The organism is Staphylococcus sp. GDY8P94P (assembly GCF_017892255.1).
GTDB lineage: Bacteria > Bacillota > Bacilli > Staphylococcales > Staphylococcaceae > Staphylococcus > Staphylococcus cohnii.
The window spans coordinates 100,505-108,358 of the sequence record NZ_JAESKU010000014.1 but is presented as its reverse complement, the minus strand read 5'-3'; the positions used below and the strand labels follow the sequence as shown (position 1 = coordinate 108,358).

Genomic DNA, 7,854 nt, shown 5'->3' with positions numbered 1-7,854 from the left:
GCACGCCGCCAGCGTTCATCCTGAGCCAGGATCAAACTCTCCATAAAAAATATGATGTTTGATTAGCTCATAAAATACTAATTTGTGTTATCAATAACACGTTGTTTTGATTCAACATTTAATGTTGAAATCGGAATTAACGTTGACATATTGCAATTCAGTTTTCAATGTTCATTGATGTGTTACAAGAATTAATTGTAACATTAAGTTTTTGTTAAGTCAATAATAAATTTTTGTTTGTTATTATTAAGTTTGTTTCGTTTGTTAACTCAACATTTAATATTGTATAACCATTCAATAATTTTAACAAGTGTCAAATTTACACTTTGTATTATTTTTGGTTGGTTTGTTTTTTTAAGTCATCTTGTTTTGACGACTTTTATATAATATCAAGATTAATCTCACACGTCAATTCAATTCTAATAACTTTTTAGTTAAATTTTACCTTTGTAATAACTAATTATTTATTATATGTATTTATATGTTAAAACGTATAATAATATTTGTATTTTGTGTCTATTCCTTCTATACATTGCAAACAAATATCATCTTATGTGTTTTTACTTTTATTAATCTATATTTATCTCTTAGTAATACAAAGTGCCGCATTTATAAAATGATTATAAATGCGGCACTTTGAATCTTAATAACTTTTATATTTGTTCAATTGTAATTACTGCTGTAATTTTTCTTTATCTTTACATTCTTTACATAGACCATAAATTTCCATACGATGATGCGTTACATCAAAATTCGTTACGTGTTGAGCTAATTGTTCAACTTCATCTAGTTGTGGATAATGAAAATCTACAATCTTTCCACAATTTTCACATATAACATGGTAATGATTATGTGTATTAAAATCGAAGCGACTTGAAGCATCTCCATAAGGCAATTCTTTAACGATGCCAATTCCTTTAAATACACGTAAATTATTATATATCGTTGCAACACTTATATTTGGAAAATCGGGTGAAAGTGCTTGATAAATCTCATCAGCAGTGGGATGTGTTTCAGAGACAATTAAAAACTTCAATATCGCCTGTCTTTGTGGGGTTATTCTTATCCCATTATCTCTTAAAGACGCAATCGAATCTTCTAATTGATGTTCAACTGTTTCCATCTCTGCACTCATGTCCCTCACCATCTTTCTATTTAATAATTATTATTACTTAATATTAATATAACTGTTGCATCATTGAATTGTCAATAAACAAAGACCATTTCAATCAATATCCTGTTTTTGGATCAACTTCATTCTCAATTAAAGCATTCTTATTGAGAAAATGGTTGAGATTGCGTTTAAATATCTCAGTTACTTCTTGTTTATTTTCTATACCATTACCTGTGATATGTGCTGTAATTGTAATGTTATTTATATCATATAATTGATTACTTGGTTTAAGTGGCTCATTTTCAAACACATCTAAATAAGCTTGTCGTATGATGTTTTCTCTCATAACATTTGCTATTACATTTTCCTCAACTATTGTTCCTCTTCCTACATTAATAAATAAAGCAGAGTCTTTCATCTTTTCAAAATGTTCTTTTTGAAGTAAATGTATCGTTTGTTGCGTTTCAGGTAACGTATTTACAACAATATCCGCTTCTTCCAATGCTTGTGATAAATGATTAATAGTATAGGTTTTTGAGAAGCCATCTACTGGGTGACCAGTTGTATTCACACCTTGTACAATCATGTCCATCGCGTTCGCAATAGTTGCTGTTTTTTGAGCTATGCTTCCTGTTCCTAAAAATAAAAGCTTTTCACCGCTCACTCTGTTACCAGTTAACTTTGAGTCATAATTTTTATTTGTTTGATTAATAAATGAAACTTTCATTTTCTTATAGTCATCTAATATAAAAGCCATAATAAATTCAGACATTTGTTTTGCATGAACACCACGGCCATTCGTCAACAATATATTATGATTATTGATATAATCTAAAGGAAGGTTATTCACACCGGTAGCATACCAAGCCAACCATTTTAAATTTGGACATTCCTTCAAGAAGTCTTCATCTAATTTACCATCATATCCAAACAGTATATCTAAATCTTTTTTATCATGGTCATTAATTTCAGAAACACCATGTGTAAATATAAAATTGACGTTTGGAAAAGCTTCAACTAAATCATTTTCCAACTCTCCCATTTTTTTTAAACTGACTGCCTTCATCTTTACTCACCCCAGTATTGCTTTTAATTCGTCCATTTGTGATTTTACTTTCACTTTTTCTATGACATCGATTATAATGCCCTCTTCATCTATAACGAACGTAGTTCTTACGATTCCCATAGTTTCTTTTCCAAAATTTTTCTTTAATTGGTATACACCCACTTCTGTGGATAATTGATAATCTTCATCGACCAATAAGTCAAAATTTAAATTATGCTTATTGCTAAAGTTTTGATGTTTTTTCTTTGTATCTCCGCTAATTCCGTAAACTTTTGTTTTAAGTTCATTAAAATATGATAAATTGTCTCTAAAATCACAGGCTTCTGTTGTGCATGTTGGCGTGTTATCTCTTGGATAAAAATAGAGCACTGCTTTATATCCTTTTAATGTGTCATTAGAAATAATATCACCATTTTGGTTTTCAAGTTTAAATTCTGGAAATTGATCTCCTTTTTTCAACAAATAACTCACCCTATTTCTTTTTACTAATAATTATATGATACGATAATAAACGAAAATATTAAATAAAAGAGGTTGATATTAATGAAATTTACAGAAAGTGAAAGACTTCAAAATTACTCAAATGAATATATATTGGGAGGCGTTAACTCACCCTCTCGTTCGTATAAAGCTGTAGGTGGTGGCGCTCCAGTAATGATGAAATCAGGAGAAGGTGCTTATTTATTTGATGTAGATGGTAATAAATATATCGATTATTTACAAGCTTATGGCCCAATAATTACTGGTCATGCTCATCCTCATATAACTAAAGCTATTCAAGAACAAGCTGCACTTGGCGTATTATATGGAACGCCAACAGAACTTGAAATAAATTTCGCTAAGAAATTACGTAGCGCTATCCCTTCATTAGAAAAGATTCGCTTCGTTAACTCTGGAACAGAAGCCGTAATGACAACAATACGAGTGGCACGTGCGTATACTAAAAGAAATAAGATAATTAAATTTTCTGGCCAATATCACGGTCACTCAGATTTAGTATTAGTTGCAGCTGGGAGTGGTCCTTCTCAATTAGGGTCACCTGACTCAGCCGGCGTTCCTCAAAGTGTAGCTCAAGAAGTCATCACGGTACCTTACAATGATATAGAGTCTTATAAAGAAGCAATTGATTATTGGGGAGATGATATTGCAGCAGTATTAGTCGAACCTATCGTTGGTAATTTTGGTATGGTCAAACCTAAATCTGGATTTTTAGAACAAGTAAATGAAATTACCCATAATAATGGAAGTTTAGTAATTTATGATGAGGTTATTACCGCATTTCGTTTCCATTTTGGCGGTACCCAAGATTTATATCAAGTTTATCCAGATTTAACAGCTTTCGGTAAAATAGTAGGTGGCGGGCTACCTATTGGTGGTTATGGAGGCAAACAAGGCATTATGGAACAAGTTGCTCCTCTAGGCCCTGCATATCAAGCTGGAACGATGGCTGGTAATCCATTATCTATGAAAGCAGGCATCGCATTATTAGAAGTATTGGAACAAGATGGTATCTACGAACATTTAGATAGCCTAGGTCAACAATTAGAAGATGGTTTGAATAAATTAATTCAAAAACATAATATAACTGCTACAGTCAATAGAGTTTATGGTGCATTAACACTTTATTTTACAAATGAAATTGTCACACATTATGATCAAGTTGAAAATTCAGATAGTGATGCTTTTGCACAATTCTTTAAACTCATGTTACATCAAGGCATTAATCTTGCTCCTTCAAAATTTGAAGCTTGGTTTTTAACAACTGAACATACTAAAGATGATATTGATAAAACATTAGAAGCTGTAGATTACGCTTTTAGTCAAATGAAATAAACTTGAATTTTATAGGGAATCGTTGTATAACAAGTATAAACATAATTTTATTAAATATATGAAGGAGCGGTACATTTGAAATTAGGAGCACGCATTCTGAAGACAGGTATAGCTATTATACTTGCTTTGTTTATCGCTTCTCTGTTCCCTGATGAAGCAGGATTAAAGGCAATCGCTGCTGTCAGTGCGGTAATCGCGATGCAACCAAGTGTTTTTCGTTCCATTAAAACAATTTCTGAAAGAGCAATTGGTAACCTGATCGGTGCTATACTCGCAGTAGTTATGGTTACTGTTTTTGGTAATAATCCAGTGATCATGGGGGTTACTGTTATATTATTAATTGCTATTTTATTCCGTTTTAACTTGGAGCATGTAGCTACACTTGCAAGTATAACTGCATTAATTATTATGGGAACACATACTGGTAACTTTTATATTTCTGCATTTTACAGATTTGTCCTTGTTATGGTAGGTGTAATTAGTTCTTCTGCAGTTAATCTTTTATTCTTACCCCCTAAATTCGAGTCTAAAATTTATTATAATTCATTAAACATTTGTTCAGATATCTTTGTATGGTTCAAACTTGTGTTAAATGATACATCTGAATATCATCATATAAAAGAAGATAGAGGACTAATAAGCAAACGAATTACGAAATTAGAGCAAATATTTGAATACTATGAGGAAGAACGACCTTGGACAAAAAAACAAATTTATGCACAAAATAGAAAAAAAATTCTATTTAAACAAGTCGTGCGTAGTACACGGCAAGCATACGATGTTTTAAAACGAATGAATCGTTATCAAAACGATCTTCATAATTTAAATAATGAGTTGTTACTTCAAATAAAATTAGAAATAGATTTGCTCATTGCTTATCACGAACAAATTTTCATCAGTATTTCAAAAAAAGCGCGATATGATATAAGTCATTTTGATAGTCAGATTGAAAACCCACAAAAAAAGGATTTAATGGATGCTTTTCAACGAGAAATCATTAAAGATCCATACCAAACAACATATTCGTTTACAAATATAATGCAGATTATTTCAGCTATTGAAGAATATCGTTATACTATAGAACATTTGGATCGCTTAGTTATCAGTTTCTTCTCATATCACTCTAATGATAGTGAAATCGAAATTGAAGAAGAAGATTTTGATTTATAAAACCATCAATATTTGAACTAAAAAGACCAGAGACAATATAAAATGTCTCTGGTCTTTTTAGATCTTTTATTCAATTTAAAATTATTCTTACACATTAACTGCACTTAAACAATCAAAATTCAGCAAATCGCTTTTATAGATTTTGAATGCTATAAAGATGTTCATAAGCACCTTTTTTCGCTAGTAATTCTTGATGTGTTCCGCTTTCTACTACCTCACCATTTTCTATAACAACAATTTTATCTGCATGAGTAATTGTAGATAATCTATGTGCCACAATTAACGTTGTACGATCTTTACTTAAAATATTTAATGCATCCTGAATTATAGATTCACTTTCTAAATCTAATGCACTTGTTGCTTCATCTAGTATAATTATCGGTGGATTATTTAAGAAAATCCGCGCGATAGATATGCGTTGTTTCTGACCTCCAGAAAGTTTGACGCCTCTTTCACCCACTTCTGTATCATATCCATCTGTTAATTCCATAATGAAATCATGTGCGTTTGCCATTTTTGCAGCTGCAATGACTTCTTCATCTGTTGCATCGGGTCTACCTAATAAAATATTTTCTTTAATTGTATCTGAGAATAGTACGTTATCTTGTTGGACTAATCCGATTTGATGTCTGAGACTACCCGTTAAATAGGATTTTATATTGGTACCATCAATTTTGATTTCGCCATCTGTAACATCATAAAATCTTGGTATAAGATTGATAAGTGTCGATTTACCTCCACCACTCATACCGACAAATGCTACTGTTTCTCCTTGTTCGATATCCAAATTAATATGGTTTAATATCGTAGATTCATCTGCATTATATTGAAAACTCACATTATTTATTTCAATACGTCCTTCTTTAATTTCTAACGGTAAGGCACCTTTTTTATTTTTAATATCATAACCTTCATCCATTAGCTGGAACACACGGTCCATTGAAGCAAAACTTTGAGTTAACGTAGTAAATGAAGAAACCAATCTACGTAATGGACCAAATAATTGCTCAAGATAACCCACGAATGCAGCGAGTGTACCTACTGTAATGGAACCGTTGATAGCTAATACTGCACCAGAACCTATTACAATTAAAGGGCCTAAATCCGTCACTGTATTAATTGCAGAAAACGAATAAGCATTCCATCTTGTATGTGTAAATGCGCGTTGTAAGAAATTACTATTATGCTTATCAAAGTTAACCGCTTCGTTATCTTCTATCGCAAAACTTTTAATGACTGACATGCCCTGTACTCGTTCATGTAAAAAACCTTGAACTTCAGCCAAAGCTTGTGATCTTTTTCGTGTTAAATTTCTTAAACGTCCAAAGAAGAAATAGACAGTCAGAATATAAACTGGGAATACAATAATTGCAGCCAGTGTTAATTTCACATCTAATACAAACATAATTGATAAGGCTATGATAATTGTTATGCAATCAAGCCAAATATTCATAAGTCCTGTTAAAATGAAATCTTTTGTCTGTTCAACATCATTAATTACTCTTGAAATAACTTGCCCAGCTTGGTTATTAGCATAAAATCTTGCACTTAGTGCTTGTAAATGATTATATAGACGTTTACGAATATCATATAATATTTTATTACTTGTCCACTGAGCTAAATATTGTCTTAAAAATTCTATAGGTGGTCTTACGATTACAAAAATAAATAAGGCTATTCCTAACGCAATTCCCAATCTAGTAAATTTTTCTTCTACCGAAATTGCACCATTATTGATAATGTCATCAATAACGTATTTAATTAATAACGGAATCAGCATTGGAATACCAAATTTTAATATACCTACAAGAATTGTGGCAATGATCCGCCATTTATATGGTTTTACGAATTGTATATATCTGCGAATCATACAAACTATACCTCCTTGCTTATTTCAGCAAATGAAACAGCCTTCGCTGAAATTCAACGAGGCTGTTAATACAATTATCTACAATCAGATGATTTAGTTAAGCATTTGCTATGAATTTTTATTCTATACAATTAACTTGTATCATATATACCTACATAACTATATCGAATATAACTATCAAATACATTAAATATGCTTAATAATCTCTAATTTTTTTGAATCTTTCACGCCAAACTTTAATAAAGTCTGGTGCAAATGGACCTTTTTTCTGTTCAATCCATTGTTGAAGAATATCTACATTTCTTCGTAAAATCACATCAATATCAGATGAATAATTCATTTGGCGCATATGTTGCTCATATTCGTCCTCATCTAATAAATGATATTTACCATTGGGATAAACTTTAATATCTAAATCGTAATCTATATATTTTAGAGCTTCCTCATCACATACAAATGGTGAAGATAAATTACAATAATAATAAACACCATCTTCTCTAAACATACAAATAACATTAAACCAATATTCGGAATGGAAGTATACAATTGCAGGTTCTCTTGTAATCCATGTGCGATTATCACTTTCTGTTACCAATGTATGGTCATTACCACCAATGACAACATGATCCGTACCTTTTAAAATAGTTGTTTCAGACCAAACACGGTGTATATTTCCATCGTGTTTATAACTTTGAATTTTTATCGTCTGACCCTCTTTAGGTATGGACTCTTTAACCATGCTCCACACCACCTTTTCTGATTTCACATATTGAATTATAACATAATTAACGATGACAGAAC

7 protein-coding genes are annotated in these 7,854 nt (G+C 31.3%); 2 read left to right on the top strand and 5 right to left on the bottom strand.

Going from position 1 to position 7,854, the window contains the following annotated elements:
• Window positions 1-673: 673 nt before the first annotated feature.
• The 3 genes from perR to KA926_RS09310 all read right to left on the bottom strand — a co-directional run bounded on the left by perR (window position 674) and on the right by KA926_RS09310 (window position 2,642).
• Window positions 674-1,135: a peroxide-responsive transcriptional repressor PerR gene (gene perR, locus KA926_RS09320; RefSeq protein ID WP_019469639.1), complete on the bottom strand. Its 462-nt coding sequence runs from the start codon at window positions 1,133-1,135 to the stop codon at window positions 674-676.
• Between the two features lie 94 nt (window positions 1,136-1,229).
• Window positions 1,230-2,180 carry an NAD(P)-dependent oxidoreductase gene (locus tag KA926_RS09315; RefSeq protein ID WP_107386635.1) on the bottom strand — a complete coding sequence of 317 codons (951 nt, stop codon included), beginning with the start codon at window positions 2,178-2,180 and terminating at the stop codon, window positions 1,230-1,232.
• A gap of 6 nt (window positions 2,181-2,186) precedes the next feature.
• Entirely contained in the window at window positions 2,187-2,642 is a 456-nt protein-coding gene (locus tag KA926_RS09310; RefSeq protein WP_064264313.1) for a peroxiredoxin, read from the bottom strand.
• A gap of 81 nt (window positions 2,643-2,723) precedes the next feature.
• Here KA926_RS09310 and KA926_RS09305 point away from each other — a divergent pair, with 81 nt between their 5' ends.
• Window positions 2,724-4,013 (top strand): glutamate-1-semialdehyde 2,1-aminomutase, encoded by a 1,290-nt coding sequence (locus KA926_RS09305; RefSeq protein ID WP_210144174.1) that lies wholly within the window; start codon window positions 2,724-2,726, stop codon window positions 4,011-4,013.
• Between the two features lie 75 nt (window positions 4,014-4,088).
• The gene (locus KA926_RS09300; protein ID WP_064264309.1) at window positions 4,089-5,183 is read left to right on the top strand and encodes an FUSC family protein; all 1,095 of its coding nucleotides are present in this window, start codon (window positions 4,089-4,091) and stop codon (window positions 5,181-5,183) included.
• 133 nt (window positions 5,184-5,316) lie between these two features.
• Here the strand turns inward: KA926_RS09300 and KA926_RS09295 are convergent, their stop codons facing one another.
• Window positions 5,317-7,053 carry an ABC transporter ATP-binding protein gene (locus tag KA926_RS09295; protein WP_064264307.1) on the bottom strand — a complete coding sequence of 579 codons (1,737 nt, stop codon included), beginning with the start codon at window positions 7,051-7,053 and terminating at the stop codon, window positions 5,317-5,319.
• Between the two features lie 196 nt (window positions 7,054-7,249).
• On the bottom strand, window positions 7,250-7,792 hold the full coding sequence (gene ntdP, locus KA926_RS09290; RefSeq protein ID WP_019469633.1) for a nucleoside tri-diphosphate phosphatase: 543 nt from the start codon (window positions 7,790-7,792) through the stop codon (window positions 7,250-7,252).
• Between the last annotated feature and the right edge of the window lie 62 nt (window positions 7,793-7,854).